This window comes from Actinoplanes sp. NPDC051851, assembly GCF_040681165.1.
Lineage (GTDB): Bacteria > Actinomycetota > Actinomycetes > Mycobacteriales > Micromonosporaceae > Actinoplanes.
Window position 1 is genome coordinate 114,627 of record NZ_JBFAYF010000010.1, and the last position, 14,482, is coordinate 129,108.

Annotated in this window: 13 protein-coding genes; 1 reads left to right on the forward strand and 12 read right to left on the reverse strand. The window is 71.4% G+C overall.

What is annotated here, in order from left to right; genetic code table 11:
• Window positions 1-21: 21 nt before the first annotated feature.
• From AB0M08_RS13100 to AB0M08_RS13115, 4 genes are read right to left on the reverse strand one after another with little or no spacing between them, the layout of a single operon-like run.
• Window positions 22-846 carry an ABC transporter permease gene (locus AB0M08_RS13100; RefSeq protein WP_364492308.1) on the reverse strand — a complete coding sequence of 275 codons (825 nt, stop codon included), beginning with the start codon at window positions 844-846 and terminating at the stop codon, window positions 22-24.
• A complete protein-coding gene (locus tag AB0M08_RS13105) occupies window positions 843-1,856 on the reverse strand; it encodes an ABC transporter permease (protein ID WP_364492309.1) in 1,014 nt (337 codons plus the stop codon). Before AB0M08_RS13105 ends, AB0M08_RS13100 begins: the two co-directional genes overlap by 4 nt.
• Entirely contained in the window at window positions 1,853-3,445 is a 1,593-nt protein-coding gene (locus tag AB0M08_RS13110; RefSeq protein WP_364492310.1) for an ABC transporter substrate-binding protein, read from the reverse strand. Before AB0M08_RS13110 ends, AB0M08_RS13105 begins: the two co-directional genes overlap by 4 nt.
• A gap of 37 nt (window positions 3,446-3,482) precedes the next feature.
• On the reverse strand, window positions 3,483-4,706 hold the full coding sequence (locus AB0M08_RS13115; protein ID WP_364492311.1) for an aminotransferase class III-fold pyridoxal phosphate-dependent enzyme: 1,224 nt from the start codon (window positions 4,704-4,706) through the stop codon (window positions 3,483-3,485).
• 132 nt (window positions 4,707-4,838) lie between these two features.
• Here AB0M08_RS13115 and AB0M08_RS13120 point away from each other — a divergent pair, with 132 nt between their 5' ends.
• Window positions 4,839-5,435, forward strand: a complete 597-nt coding sequence (locus AB0M08_RS13120; protein WP_364492312.1) for a TetR/AcrR family transcriptional regulator — start codon at window positions 4,839-4,841, stop codon at window positions 5,433-5,435.
• On the opposite strand, the gene AB0M08_RS13125 is transcribed toward AB0M08_RS13120, so the two are convergent.
• From AB0M08_RS13125 to AB0M08_RS13160, 8 genes are all read right to left on the reverse strand, one after another.
• Window positions 5,426-6,646 (reverse strand): helix-turn-helix domain-containing protein, encoded by a 1,221-nt coding sequence (locus tag AB0M08_RS13125; protein WP_364492313.1) that lies wholly within the window; start codon window positions 6,644-6,646, stop codon window positions 5,426-5,428. The two genes, AB0M08_RS13120 and AB0M08_RS13125, sit on opposite strands and share 10 nt — an antisense overlap.
• Window positions 6,647-6,678: 32 nt before the next feature.
• On the reverse strand, window positions 6,679-7,647 hold the full coding sequence (locus AB0M08_RS13130) for a carbohydrate kinase family protein (RefSeq protein WP_364492314.1): 969 nt from the start codon (window positions 7,645-7,647) through the stop codon (window positions 6,679-6,681).
• A complete protein-coding gene (locus tag AB0M08_RS13135; RefSeq protein ID WP_364492407.1) occupies window positions 7,644-8,276 on the reverse strand; it encodes a class II aldolase/adducin family protein in 633 nt (210 codons plus the stop codon). The genes AB0M08_RS13130 and AB0M08_RS13135 overlap by 4 nt, the downstream gene beginning before the upstream one ends.
• A gap of 66 nt (window positions 8,277-8,342) precedes the next feature.
• Complete coding sequence (locus AB0M08_RS13140) at window positions 8,343-9,905, reverse strand: amidase (protein ID WP_364492315.1); 1,563 nt, start codon at window positions 9,903-9,905, stop codon at window positions 8,343-8,345.
• Between the two features lie 11 nt (window positions 9,906-9,916).
• Window positions 9,917-10,600 carry an ABC transporter ATP-binding protein gene (locus tag AB0M08_RS13145; RefSeq protein WP_364492316.1) on the reverse strand — a complete coding sequence of 228 codons (684 nt, stop codon included), beginning with the start codon at window positions 10,598-10,600 and terminating at the stop codon, window positions 9,917-9,919.
• Window positions 10,593-12,365 carry an ATP-binding cassette domain-containing protein gene (locus AB0M08_RS13150; protein ID WP_364492317.1) on the reverse strand — a complete coding sequence of 591 codons (1,773 nt, stop codon included), beginning with the start codon at window positions 12,363-12,365 and terminating at the stop codon, window positions 10,593-10,595. Before AB0M08_RS13150 ends, AB0M08_RS13145 begins: the two co-directional genes overlap by 8 nt.
• Window positions 12,362-13,228 carry a hypothetical protein gene (locus AB0M08_RS13155; RefSeq protein WP_364492318.1) on the reverse strand — a complete coding sequence of 289 codons (867 nt, stop codon included), beginning with the start codon at window positions 13,226-13,228 and terminating at the stop codon, window positions 12,362-12,364. The genes AB0M08_RS13150 and AB0M08_RS13155 overlap by 4 nt, the downstream gene beginning before the upstream one ends.
• Window positions 13,229-13,242: 14 nt before the next feature.
• Window positions 13,243-14,478, reverse strand: coding sequence for an ABC transporter substrate-binding protein (locus AB0M08_RS13160; RefSeq protein WP_364492319.1), 1,236 nt, complete (start codon window positions 14,476-14,478; stop codon window positions 13,243-13,245).
• Window positions 14,479-14,482 lie beyond the last annotated feature (4 nt).

Sequence of the window (14,482 nt, forward strand, 5' to 3'; positions counted from 1 at the left end):
CAGCAGTCTCCTGGGAAGAGGTCATCGTTCGCGGCCCTTCACGTCGAGGACGTCGCGCAGGCCGTCGCCGAGGAAGTTGATCGCGAGGACGACCGAGACGATGGCGAGGCCCGGTCCGGCGGCGATCCACCACTGGTAGAAGTTCGCCGAGCCCTCGGTGATCATGGCGCCCCACTCCGGGGAGGGCGGCAGCGCGCCGAGCCCGAGGAAGCTCAGCGAGGCGACCAGGATGATGATCATGCCGAGGTCCATGGTGGCGCTGACCAGGACCGGGGTGAGCGCATGCGGCAGCACGTGCTTGCGCAGGGTGGCCAGCCGGCCCATCCCGATCGCCCGGGCCGCGGTGACGTGCTCGCGTTCCCGGATCGACAGGATCTGCCCGCGGACCAGCCGGGCGTAGATCGGCCACCAGACCACCACGATGGCCAGGAACGCGTTGGTGAGCCCGGGGCCGAGCGCGGCGGCGACCGCCATCGCCAGCAGGATCGACGGGAACGCCATGGTGATGTCGGCGAGCCGCATCAGCACCGCGTCGAGCACGCCGCCGAAGAAGCCGGCCAGCGCCCCGATCAGGCTGCCGGCCAGCGCCGAGATCGCGATCGCCAGCACCGCCATCGGCAGCGACTGCCGGGCGCCGTAGAGCACCCGGGTGAAGACGTCGCGGCCGAGCGCGTCGGTGCCGAAGAGGTGCCCGAGCGACGGGGCCTGGAGCCGGGCGCCGGAGGCGGCGAACGCGTCGTGCGGCGCCAGCACCCCGGCGAAGCAGATCACCAGGATCCAGAGCACGATCACGATCCCGCCGCCGACCACGCCGGGGGTGAGGAACGGGCGGACCCGGCTGATCATGAGAGCCTCACTCGGGGGTCGACCACCGCGTACGCGATGTCGGTCAGCAGGTTCGAGACCAGGAAGATGCAGCCGCCGAGCAGGCAGACGCCGGTGATGGCCGGGAAGTCCAGCGAGCGCGAGGACTCCACGGCGTAGGTGCCGATCCCGTTCCACGAGAAGATCGTCTCGATCAGCACCGCGCCCATGATCAGCATGCCGATCGAGACGCCGACGATGGTGATCACCGGGGTGACCGCGTTCTTGAGGACGTGCCGGTTGAGCACCTGCCCCTGGGACAGGCCCTTGGCACGCGCCGTGCGTACGTAATCGGCGGTCTGCTCTTCCAGCATCTGTGCCCGGACGATCCGGATCACCGTGCCGAGCAGCGCCAGGCTCATGATGAACGCCGGCATCACCAGGTGCGAGAACGCGTCCACGAAGAGCGGCCAGTCGCCGTGCAGCAGCGCGTCGACGGTGTACATCCCGGTCACCTCGGGCGGCGGGATCACCCGGGGCGAGAGCCGGCCCGGGCTCGGCGCGACGCCGAGCCGGGCGTAGAAGACGGACAGGAAGATCAGCCCCACCCAGAACACCGGCAGCGACGACCCCGCGAGGGCGAGCACCCGGACCGCCGCGTCACCGGCCCGGCCCCGGTTGCGCGCCGCCAGGACGCCCAGCAGGGTGCCCAGGACCACCGCGATGACCAGGGCGAACAGCGCCAGTTCCAGGGTGGCCGGCAGCCGGGTGGCGAGGTCCGAGCCGACCGCCGACTTGGTCCGGAACGACGTGCCGAGATCGCCGTGCAGCAGGTTGACGACGTACGTCACGTACTGCTCGAAGAGGCTCTTGTCGAGTCCCCAGCGCTCGGTCGCCGCCTGGACGATCTCGGCGTTGTTGAGGTTGCGCTCGCCCACGATGGAGACCAGCGGGCTGTCCCCCACCGCGTGCGAGAGCAGGAACGCGATCGTGACGATGCCCCAGAGCAGCAGGGGCATCACCGCGAGGCGCCGCAGGATGAAGCGGATCATGACTTGAAGCTCAGCCGGCTGAGGTCGAGGTTGCGGGTGATGTCGTAGTTGTTCCCGGTCACGTCGGCCGAGCTGGCCAGCAGGTACTTCGGGTTCACGATCGGCAGGATGATCTGGTCGTCGTACATCGCCTTGCCGAGCGCGTTGTAGGTCGCGGTCCGCGCGTCGCCGGTCTGGGTGAGCGCCTTCGCGGCCAGCGAGGTCTCCTCGGCGCTGACGCCGGTGCCGGAGCGGGCCAGCCAGGAGGAGCCCTCGATCATGCCGAAGTACTGCACGTACTGGATGGTGTCCGGGTGGTCCGGGGCGAAGTAGACGCTGGTCACCGCCGCGCCGTCGCCGCCCATCAGGGTGGCCCAGGCGGTGTACTCCAGCGGGTGCAGGGTCAGCTCGATGCCGGAGGCCTTCAGGCTCTGCTGGATCGACTGGAACATCGTGGTGAAGTTGACGCCGTAGATGGTGAAGTTCGGGTACGTCGCCTCGAGCTTCAGCCCGTCGGCGTAGCCCGCCTCGGCGAGCAGCGCCTTCGCGCCGTCCGGGTCGTACTCCGGCAGCGTGAGTCCGTCCGTACCCTCGAAGCCGTTGGGAATGGCGGTGGACTGCTTCTCGCCCTGCCCGGCCACGGTCGCGTCGATCACCGCGTCGTAGTCGATCGCCTTGCGGAACGCCTCGCGCACCTTGACGTTCTTGAGCGCCGCACCGCCCGGAGCGCCCGGCGCGAGCCCGACGTAGACGAAGTTGTAGGACGGCACCACCGAGCTGGTGATGTTCGCGTCCGACTTGATCTGGTCCAGGGCGTCGAAGCTGAGCTGCATGGCGACGTCGATGTCACCCTGCTGGAGCTGCTGCAGCTGCGCCGACGAGTCGGCGACCTGCTTGAACGTCACGTCGGTGAAGTTGGGCTTCGTCCCCCAGTAGTTCGGGTTCGCCTTCAGAACCAACTGCGAGCCCTCCGCGTACGACCCCAGCTGGTACTGCCCCGAGCCGGCCGAGTTGGCCATGAACCACTGCTCGGCCTGGTCGGTCTTCGCGGCGTCCTTGTCCGCGGTGGCCCCGTTCTCGCTCGCCACGTCGGAGTTGATCACGCCCATGTAGCTGGCGGTCACGATGTTGAAGAAGGCCGAGTTCGGCGCGGACGTGGTGACCACGACGGTGTGTGCGTCGGGCGCCTCGACGCTCTTCACCCCGGACATGAAGTAGCTCGGCGAGCCGCCCAGGTTCTGCAGCCGCTCCCAGGACCACGCGACGTCCTTCGCCTCGACCGGCGAGCCGTCCGAGAAGACCGCGTCGTCGCGGAGGGTGAAGGTGAACTCGGTGTTGTCCGTGTTCGCCTTCCACGAGGAGGCGAGCAGCGGCTCCAGGCTGCCGTCGTCCGGGCTGGCGTGGATCAGCGTCTCGTAGACCGCCGAGTTGTAGATCTGGCAGGTGTCGCAGAGCGAGCGGGAGATGTCGAGGGTGGTCACGTCCATCGAGCGACCGAGGATGATCCCGGTCCGCGCCTCGGTGGCGGGTCCGGTCGACGAGCAGGCGGCGACGGCGAGCAGCGCGGCCGTGGCCACCGCGACCATCCGTACGGGAAGGGTGAATCTCATCGGGCGTCTCCGGAGAATCGAAGGAGAATCGAAATGATCAGGAGTTGAGCGCGGCGAAGGCCTCGCCGGTGCGCGCGAGGGTGTCGTCGATGACCTCGGCGGTGTGCGCCGTGGAGAGGAACATGTTGTGCCAGGGGTGCAGCAGCACCCCGCGCTTGGCGGCCTCACCGGTGAACGCGAAGGCCTTCTTCAGCTCCGGGTCGTCCTCGAAGCCCAGCAGCGGCATCTGCACCGGCCCGGTCAGCCGCAGCGGCATCCCGGCGGCGGCGCCCTGCGCTTCGAGACCGGCCTTCAGCCGCTCCCCGGCGACGCGCATCAGCTCGGGCGCGTCGATCTCCGCGGCGGTACGGACGGTGGCGATGCCGGCGGCCATCGGGACCGCGGAGTACCAGAACGAGCCGGTCACGTAGATGTCCGCGGCCGCCGGGCGCAGGCCGTCGACGCCGACCACCGCGGCGATCGCGTGCCCGTTGGCGAGGGCCTTGGAGTACGCGGTGAGGTCCGGCCGGACGCCGAGCGACTCCCACGCGCCGCGCACGTCGAGCCGGAGCCCGGTGCGCACCTCGTCGAGGATCAGCGCCGCGCCGATCCGGGTGGCGAGCTCCCGGGCGGCCTTCGCGAACGCCGGGTCGACCAACTCCTGCGCGACGAACGCGTCGTGCCGGAACGGGGTCAGGATGATCGCGGCGACGTCGCCGTCGTGCTCGGCGGCGGCCTTCTCCATCGACGCGATGTCGTTGTAGTCGAACTCGACGATGTTCAGCCGGTCCTGCGGCGTGGTGCCGACGGTCTTCGGCGTGAACCAGTCGTTGGCGCCGTGGTACGCGACGGCGGCCTTGAGCAGCTTGGTCCGGCCGGTCGACGCGCGGGCCACCCGGACCGCGGCCGACGTCGCGTCGGTGCCGTTCTTGGCGAACATCGCCCACTCGGCGTGCGCCACGGTCCCGGTCAGCAGCTCGGCGAACTCGACCATCCGCGCCGACGGCCCGGAGAGCGTGTCACCGGCGCGGGCCTGCTCGGCGGCGGCCGCCTCGACGACGGGGTTCCGGTGACCGAGCAGCATCGGGCCGAACGCGCAGAAGTAGTCGATGAAGCGGTTGCCGTCCACGTCCCAGGTGTGCGCACCCTCGCCGCGCTCCCAGAACTGCGGGAAGGACGGGGGCATGGTCCGCTCGTCGGCGGTCATGTGGCCGTACATGCCACCAGGGATGACCTTGGCGGCGCGGGCGCGGAGGGCGCGGTCAACAGGGGTGTTCGTCACGGTGTCTCCTCGGCGGTACGGTACTGAGTACAGGATTTATTTCATACGTACGGAATAATTTGCGGAGCCATTAAGCTCCGGTGAACTGACCTGGTTGAATACCTGCCCAGACCCCTACGGACGAGGAGCCCGATGCCCAAGATCGTCGATCACGAGGAGCGCCGGCAAGAGGTGCTCGGCGCCGTCTGGCGGCTCATCGGCCGGGAGGGCCTGGACGCCGCCACGACCCGGCGGATCGCCGACGAGGCCGGCTACTCCATCGGGGCGATCCAGCACTACTTCCAGAACAAGGAGGACATCCTCGTCCAGGCCCACCTGCTGGCGTTCTCCCGGGCCAGCGACCGGATCCTGCGGGTCACGCAGGGCCGCACCGGTGTCGACGCGCTGCGTCTGGCCATGATGGAGGCCCTGCCGCTGGACGCCGAGCGTCTCCTCGAAGCACAGGTGGACGTCAGCTTCCTGGGCCAGGCCGTCGGCAACCCGCAGCTGCGCCGGATCCGCAGTACGTCCAACACGGAGTCGCGGGCGTTCTGGGAGGGCTTCGTGACCGCCGCGCAGCGCACCGGTGAGATCGCCGCGGACGAGGACCCCGGGCTGATCGTCGACGAGATCTTCGCGCTGATCGAGTCGCTCTCCATCGAGGCGATCATCGCCCCGGAGCGGATGACGCCCGAACACCAGATGGTCCTGGTCGAGCGCTTCCTGACCCGGGTGGCGGCTCATCGCTGACCGTCGCTCTGGTGGGCCTCGAGGGCACGGCGCTGCGTCGCCGCCGCCTCGTGCAGGCTCACCGCCAGAACCAGCTCCGGCATCCGGGAGCGGAAAGCCGCGCCCAGCGTCTCCTCCAGCTTCGCGAGGCGGTGCCGGACCGTTCGTTCCGCGATTCCCAGGGTACGGGCGGCGACCTGGGCGTTGAGTCCCGCTCGCGCATAGACCACGAGGGTCTCCCGAAGCTCGGCGCTGCGCGCGTCCGCCCCGTTCAGGCGGCGCAGTTCGTGATCGGCGAAGGCCCGCGCCGTGCTCTCGTTCTCCAGCGCGACGGCGAGCAGCGCCACGTCCTCGTAGGCGACCACCGCGTCCACCGGCGCGACCAGCTTGCGCGCCCAGAGCGAGGCGGCGAGCCGCGCCTGCCGGTGGCCGGCCGCGAACCCGTCCCGCCCGCCCGCCGGCGCACCCAGCGCGAACCGCCCGGCACCGAGCCCGGCGAAGGTCCCCCGCACCGCTTCGGCGTCCTGACCTGCCACGATCGCCAGCCACGCCCAGGTCTCGCCCTCACCCGCCTGGACGATCAACGACGCGGCGCCCAGCGTCCGGCAGGCCGCCGCGACGGTGTCGCGCAGGTTCTCGGCACCCCGGGCGACCACGGCGACGTGCGTACCGGCCAGGCGGTAGCCCAGCTCGGCCTCGGGCACCGCGACCCCGTCCAGCACCTGCTCGACCAGCCGGCGGATCCGCTGGTCACGCTCGTCGCGCTGCTCCAGCCGGACCCGGGCGTACACCTCGCCCGCGCCCGTCGACAACCGGTCGAAGTAGGTGAAGAGCCGGTCCGAGACCGCCCGCAGCACCAGCGAGTCGTCGGCGCGCGCCAGCTTCAGCGCGGCCAGTTCGGTGATCACGGTTTCCCAGAGCACCTGATGAGTCAGGCGGTAGCTGCGGTCCAGCGACTCCCAGGAGAGCCCGTTGCGGGCGGCCGCTGCCGACTCGGCGACGACCTCCCGGGGCAGCCCGGCGACGGCCGGATCATCGGTCATCGCCAGCAGCGCGTCCTCGATCACGGCCGAGAGCGCCTCCCAGCCCGCGGCCTGGAAGTCGCTGGCCGCAACGGCGTAGTACTCCGGGACCACCTCGCGCAGCCGGGGAGCGAACCGCGCGCCGATCGCGTCCTGCTGGCGGTGCACCGCGGCGGCGAGGTCACGCACGTGGTTCCTGGTGCGGTGCACTGCCCCTCCCCTCGCGGGGAGCGTATCCCGGATCATCGCGGGGAGGCCCCGACTTCGTCCGCCCGCGCGGCCCAGAAGTCGAGCGTCCCGGCCAGGTCCACGATCCCGGCGTCGGAGCCGAGGCCCTGGGCGACCTGCGCGGCGGCCGCGGTGCCGAGCCGGGCCGCGTTCACCACGTCCCGCCCCTGGTGCAGGCCGGTGATCAGGCCCGCGACGAAGGCGTCCCCGCAGCCGGTGGTGTCGACCACCGCACAGCGGAACGCCGGGATCCGCTCGGCCACGCCCTCGCCGTCGGCGCTGTCGCCGACGACCAGCGAACCGTCCCCGCCCATCGTGACGATCACCGTGCCGACGCCGCGGTCGCGCATCACCCCGGCCGCCTCGCGCAGGTCGTCGCGGCCGGTCAGCACCCGCAGCTGGTCCTCGTTGGGCAGGAAGTAGTCGACGTACTGCCAGGCGTCGCCGAGGAAGTCCGGGCTCTCCGGCCCGCTCAGCAGGTCGAGCGTGGTGGTCGTCCCGCTCTCCCGGGCGTGCCGCAGCAGCCCCGGCACCGCCGCCGCGGTGAACCCGCCGAGCACGTCCGGACCGCCCAGGTGCAGGAAGTCCGCCTCCGCGACCAGCGCCGGGTCGACGTCCGCGGCGGTCAGGGTCGCGGTGACGCCGGGCAGGTGCAGCGAGGGCCGCTCCCCGTTCTCCCGGATCGGCAGCACGGTCGCCGAGGTACGCCCACCGGCCCGGACCACCAGCCGCGAGGTGTCGATGCCGTACTCCTCCAGGAGCATCCGCAGCAGCCGCCCGCTGGTGTCGTCGCCGATCGCGCCGACCGAGGTCACCCGGGCGCCGAGCTTGGCCAGGTCGACCGCGGTCCCCGCCGCCGTCCCCGCCGCGGTGATCCGGATGTCGTCGACGAGCGCACCGCCCTGTCCGGGAGGGATCACGCCGACCGGTCGTACCAGGACGTCCACGATGTGCGGTCCGAGACAGACCACCCGGGCGGTCATCGGGCGTACCCCGTCGCGAACGCGGCGGCGACCTCGGCCAGCTCCTCATCGGTCAGCACCCGTGGCCGCCCGACAGCGGTGGCGCGCAGGTAGAGGTCGCAGAGCCATTCGAGCAACCGGGCCCGCTCGAACGCCTCGTCCAGCGAGCCGCCATAGGTCACCGCGCCGTGGTTCTGCATCAGCGCGGCGCTGCGCCCGTCGAGCGCGGCCGCCACCGCGCGGGCCAGCTTCTCGCTGCCGTAGAGCGCGTACGGCGCGACCCGCGGCGCCCCGCCCAGCCGGACCACGTAGTAGTGCAGCGGCGGCAGCTCGTCGACCACGGTGGAGACGCTCACGCTGCGGATCCCGTGGTGGTGCACCACGGCCCGCGCGCCGGTCTGCCGGTAGACACCCAGGTGCAGCCCGGTCTCACTGGACGGTTCGGCGGTGCCGGGCTCCCCGATCAGGTTCCCGTCGAGGTCGAGCACCGCCACGTCCTCCGGCCGGACCAGGTGGTACGGGATGGAGGAGGGCGAGATCGCCACCCGATCGCCGAACCGCACGCTGACGTTGCCCGCGGTCCCCTCGACGAGACCGTCACTGATCAGCCGCAGCCCGGCCTCGACCACGGCCGCCCTGGCTTCCTCCATCGCACCCACGCGCTCTCCCTCAGCACTCGAAGGAGCCCAGTCTCCCGGTACGCCGTCCCGCCGCGGTTACCGTCTTCCGGACATCGTCGTGCCATCCGCGTCCGGATCCGGCAACGGGACCGGCCGGGGGAAGCCGTCCACCAGGCGCTCGTAGGCGCGGGCCACCCGCAGCGCCGTCAGGTCGTCGCCGCGGCGGGCGACGATCATCAAGCCGACCGGCAGGCCGTCCGCCAGGCCGCAGGGGACGGTGGTCGCCGGGTGGCCGGTGACGTCGAACGGGGCGGTGTTGCCGAGCATCTCCTGGGCGCGGCGCTGTACCTCGGCGAGGGGTGCGCCCGGGGCGGGCAGCGGCGTCGCCACCATCGGCAGCGTGGGCAGGACCAGCGCGTCCACCTCGGTGAGAGCCTCGTCGTAGGCGGCGGTCAGCACCGGCACCGCGTTCTGCGCCGCCGCGTACCAGGCGCCGTGGTACCGCTCGGCCAGGTACTCCCCCAGCAGCAGGGTGATCTTCACGGTCGGCGAGAGCTCGGCGCCGCGGGTGGCCCGTGCCTGGCCGAAATGGGTCAGGTAGGACGCGGAGTGGAACCCGCCGTGGCCGGTCCCGTAGCCGTTGCCGTTCACCATCTGGGCGGCCGCGCCCTCGGTGGCGATCGCGCTCCAGACGTGGATGCCGTCGGCGTGCCCCGGCACCGACACGGGAGCGACGCTCGCGCCCGCCGCCGCCAGAGCGGCCGCCGCGGCCCGGACGGCCCGGTCGACACCGGGTTCGGCACCGGCGAAGCCCTCCTCCAGCACCCCGATCCGCAGCCCCTCGACCGGCGTCTCCAGCGCGGACGCGTACGGCACCGGCAGCGGGCCACCGCGCTGCCGGGCGTCGAGCGGGTCCGGCCCGGCGATCGCGTCCAGCAGCAGCGCCACGTCGCCCACGGTCCGCGCGATCGGCCCGAGATGGTCCAGGGTGAACTCGATCGGCGCCGCCCCGGTGTACGGCACCAGCCCGTACGTCGGCTTGTGCCCGACCACCCCGCACCAGCTCGCCGGGATCCGGATCGACCCGCCCTGGTCACCGCCGAGCGCGAGGTCCACCTCCCCGGTGGCGACGAGGATCGCGCTGCCCCCGGAGGATCCGCCCGCGGCGCGCGACGGGTCCCACGGGTTGCGCATCGGCCCGGTCCGGCAGGTGTGGCTCCCGCCGGAGAGGCAGAGGTCCTCGCAGGCCGCCTTGCCGGTGATCGTCGCGCCGGCGGCGAGCACCCGGCTCACCACGGTGGCGTCGTACTCCGGAACGTATCCCTCCAGGAGGGAACAGCCGTTCATCATCGGCAGCCCGGCCACCGCGATGTTGTCCTTGACCGCGATGGATCGCCCGGCCAGGGGCCCGTCCGGCGCACCCGGCACGGTCGCCTTCCAGTACCAGGCGTTGAGCGGGTCCTCCGTGGCGGAAGGACGGCGGCCAGAAGCACGGGCCGGGACGTCCTTGGTGACCGAGAGCCCGTCGACGACCGCGTACGACCCCAGCAGGCCGCCGATCACCGAGGTGAAGGCGGCGATGTCGGTGTCGGAGAGCCCGAGACCGTGCCGCTGCGCGATCCGGCCGATCTCCTCGGGTCCGGGTGGTTGAAGCTCCATGACCAATCCTCCTAAACGCCCAGGTACTCGTGTTGCATGTCGCGATCGGCCAGCAGGTCCGCGGTGCGCACCGACCGGACCACCTCGCCCTTGTCCACGATCAGGGCACGGTCGCAGACCCCGGCGGCGAACTCCAGGTTCTGCTCGACGAGCAGGACGGTGAGCCCGTGCTCGTCGTTCATCCGCCGGACCGCGCCCGCGATCTGGTCGACGATCGACGGCTGGATCCCCTCGGACGGCTCGTCGAGCAGCAGCAGCCGCGGCCCGGTCATCAGCGCCCGCCCGAGCGCCAGGATCTGCTGCTGCCCGCCGGAGAGGCTGCCCCCGGCGGCGTGCCGCTTCTCGCGGAGCACCGGGAACTCGTCGAACACCTGCTCCAGGCGCCCGGTCCGGTCCGCCACCCGCAGGTTGTCGAGCACGGAGAGGTCGGGGAAGATGTCCCGCCCCTGCGGCACGTAGGCGATGCCGGAGCGGGCCCGCCGGTGCGCGGGGTGCCCGGTCACGTCGGCGCCGTCCACCAGGATCCGCCCGCCGGTCGCCGGGACGAGGCCGATCAGCGTCTTGAGCAGGGTGCTCTTGCCGACGCCGTTGCGGCCCAGCACCGCCGTCCGGGAGCCGGCCGGCACGCTCAGCGTCATCCCGTGCAGCACCGCGGTCCGGCCGTAGCCCGCGTGCAGCCCCTCGACCTCAAGCATCGGCCTTCGCCCTTCCCAGGTAGACGTCGAGGACCCGGTCGTCGGCGCGCAGCTCGGCGATGCTGCCCTCGGCGAAGACGGTGCCCTCGTGCAGCATGGTCACCGGCGCGCCGAGGTCGCGGACGAACTCCATGTCGTGCTCGACCACGAGGACCGTCGCCGAGCGCGCCAGCACCGCGATCAACTCCACATAGCGGCTGGTCTCGGCGCGGGTCATGCCCGCGGTCGGCTCGTCGAGCAGCACCACCCGGGGCCGCCGGACGAGCACCATGCCGATCTCCAGCCACTGCTGCTCGCCGTGCGCGAGCGCGCCCGCCGGCAGCTGGGCCTTACCGGTCAGGCGCAGCCCCGCGAGGACCTCCGCGACGCGCTTCTCCGCGTCCGGTCCGGCGCCGTACGCGGCGATCCAGACGTTCTCCGCCACACTCAGCTCGGGGTAGATGCTCGGCACCTGGGTCTTGATCCCGAGCCCGAGGCGGGCGCGCTTCTCGGGTCGCAGCCGGTTCAGCCGCACGCCGTCGAGCAGGATCTCCCCCGCGTCCGGCCGGTGCCGCCCGGTGAGCAGCCCGAAGAAGGTGCTCTTGCCCGCTCCGTTCGGCCCGATCACCGTCCGCACCTCGTTCGGCGCGACGTCGAGCGTCACCCCGCGCAGCACCCGCAGCCCACCGAACCGCTTCTGCACGTCGACCGTCCGCACCCGCGAGGCAGGCGTGGCGTCCCGGCCGAAGGCCGCCTCCGGATCCGGATCACTTTCGGCCACCCCGAGATCAAGGTCGGTTCCTTTCCGTACGGCGGAGAGCACCCTCTCCCGGAGCGGGTGAAGCACGCCCTCGGGCAGGAAGAGGACCACGACCAGCAGGATGGCGCCGAGCACCGCGGGGATGACGGCGCCCTCGGTCACCCCGCCGAGGTAGTCGGAGAGCGCCTGCACCGCGAAGGCACCCGCGAACGCGCCCGGAATCGAGCGCCGCCCCCCGACCAGCGTCCAGATCGCCACCAGCGAGGCCTGCTGGAGCGAGAAGACCTGCGGGTTGATGAAGTTGCCCCAGGCCGCGTAGAGCGCACCGGCCAGCCCGGCGACGAACCCGCCGATCACGAACGCGCCGAGCTTGCGGGCCCGGACCTCGTACCCGAGCAGCTGGGTGCGGACCTCGTTCTCCCGGATGCCGGCGAGCACCCGGCCGAACGGGCGGCGCAGCAGCACCGCGATCCCGATCGCCACCCCGCCGGCGATCAGCACGACCACGGCGAGCACGCCGTTCGCGGTGAGCCGCTGGCCGCCGGGGAGCACCAGCCCCGGGATGCCGACCATGCCGTTGTAGCCGCCGAGCAGCGCGTTCCCGATCCGGTACGTGCTGTCCGAGGTGCTGGCGAAGAAGGTGAGCAGCACCAGCGTGGTGGCGATGGTGATCACCGCGAGGTAGACGTCCCCGACGTCGCCGTAGAAGACGAAGTAGCCGAGCAGAGCGGCCACCGCGGCGGCGACCAGCGCGGCGATCAGCAGCGACGAGAGCGACTCGCCGGTGGACGGCACCAGGTTGATCCCGGCGACGCCGTACGCGTAACCGCCGATGCCGAAGAAGGCGGCCTGACCGAGACTGAAGATCCCGCCGTGCCCCCAGACGAAGGTGAAGGAGAGCGCGAGCAGGCCGTAGACCACCCAGAGGGTGACGCTGTGCGCGGTGTAGGGGGCGAGGGTCAGCGCGAGCAGCGCACCCGCGCCGACGGTGAGCGGGCCGGTGAGCCCCGGGCGCATTCTGATCATCGGGACCTCCTCCAGAGGCCGGTCAGGCCGGTCGGCAGGAACCGGAGTACGAGCATCGAGACGAGCAGCAGGGCGACCGTGCCGAGGACCGGGCCGGCCAGGTTGGAGACGCCGGCGTTGACGCCGCCGAGCAGGGCCGCCGCGCTGGTGGTGCCGAGCAGCGGGCTGGCGCCACCGACCACGACGGTCATGAAGGCCCGGCCGATGTAGCCCTGCCCGAAGCTGGGGCCGACCCCGCTGACCGGGGCGAGCAGCGCGCCGCCCAGCCCGGCCAGCGCGGCGGCGACACCGAACGAGATCATGTTGGTACGGGCCACGTTGACGCCGAGCGCCGAGGCCATCTCGGGCAGCGCGGCGGCGGCCCGGGCGGTCGCCCCGAACGGCGTGCGGTGGAAGAGCAGGTAGGTCGCGACGATCATCACGACCGCCGCGCCGATCATGACGAGGTTGTAGGCCGACACCGTGTAGTCGCCGACCTTCACCGTGCCGAGCGGGTTGGCGATGCCTTCGGTGGTCGTACCGAAGAAGAACTGAACCGCACCGACCAGCAGAAGGCTGAGTCCCCAGGTGGCGAGCATGGTCGCCCAGATCCGGCCGTAGAGGCGCCGCAGGATGAGGCGCTCGACGGCCATCCCGAGCAGACCGACGGCGAGCGCGGCGACCGGCACGGTGAGCCAGAACCCGAGCCCGGCGTGCACCAGCGTGATGCTGACGTACGCCCCGAGCATTAGCAGCTCGCCGTGCGCCATGTTGACCACGCGCATCATCCCGAAGGCGAGCGCGAGCCCCAGCGCGGCGACGACCAGCAGGGAGACGCTGTACAACAGCGACGTACCGATGATGACGACATGATCGAAGTGCACAGCGTCTCCTCCGGTCACGGCTTGAACTGCTGGTTGGTGTCCGGCTTGGTGATCAGGTCGCAGGTGGAGTGCTCGAACGCAGGCGACACCTGGTCGTAGCTCTGCAGGACGCTGAACGTGCCGTCCTTCGTCCCCTGGGCGACGTAGACGTTCTGGATCGCGTGGTGCGACCCGCCGTCGATGGTGATCTTCCCGCCGGGGCCGTCGTAGGAGACGCCGGACTCCAGGGCGCCGATGACCTTGTCGCGGTCGAAGGTGCCGGCCTTGGTGACCGCGGCGGCCCAGAGGTGCCAGTCGTTCCAGACCGCGACCGCCGACGGGGTGACGTAGGGGTAGTCGTCGCCGTACTTCGCGTGCCACTTCGCCAGGAACGCGGTGTTCGCCGGGGTGTCGAGTTCCTGGAGGTAGGAGTAGGCGATCACGATGCCCTCGGTGGCCGCGCCGCCGATCGAGAGCTGTTCCTGCCCGTCACCGAAGACCGGGGTGATGATGTGCGTCGAGGCGCCCAGCCCGGCGGCGGCGAACTGCTTGTAGAACGCCATCTGGTCGCCGCCGACCAGCAGCGACACCACCACCGACGGCTTGTCCTGCTGGAGGTTGTTCAGGGTGGAGCCGAAGTCGGTCTGGTCCAGCGGCAGGTACTCGGTCCGGGTGACCGTCCCGCCGTTCTCCTCGATGTACTTCTGCGCCCACGCCGCCTCGTCGTGCCCGAAGTTGTAGTCGGCGGCGAGGATGGTGAAACTGCTTCCGAAATTCTTCTTCGCGTACGGCACGAGCTGCGCCAACTGCTGGGACGGGACGGAGCCCGTGGCGAAGACATTGCCGTCGCAGAGCCCGCCCTCGTACAGGTTGCCGTAGAAGTAGGGGATGCCGGCCGCGTCCACGATGGGCCGGATCGCCTCGCGGGAAGCGCTGGTCACGCCGGCGTCGATGGCGGCGACCTGGTCCTTCTGCACGAGTGCGGTGGCGTACTGGGTGTACTTGGCGTTGTCGGACTGGGCGTCGTAGCCGATCAGGTTCAGCTGCCGCCCGAGCACCCCGCCGCTGGCGTTGATGTCCTCGATGGCGAGCTTCGCGGCGTCGGACTTGGGGGTGCCGATCGCGCTGAGCGAGCCGCTCAGGTCGTAGATGGTGCCGACGTCGACGGGTCCGTCCCCGTCGGCCACGGCGGAGCCGGACTGACAGCCGGCGGTTCCGATCAGGAGCGCGGCCACCAGGCCGGCGGCGCCGAGGCGCGGTGCAGTCTGCAAGGGG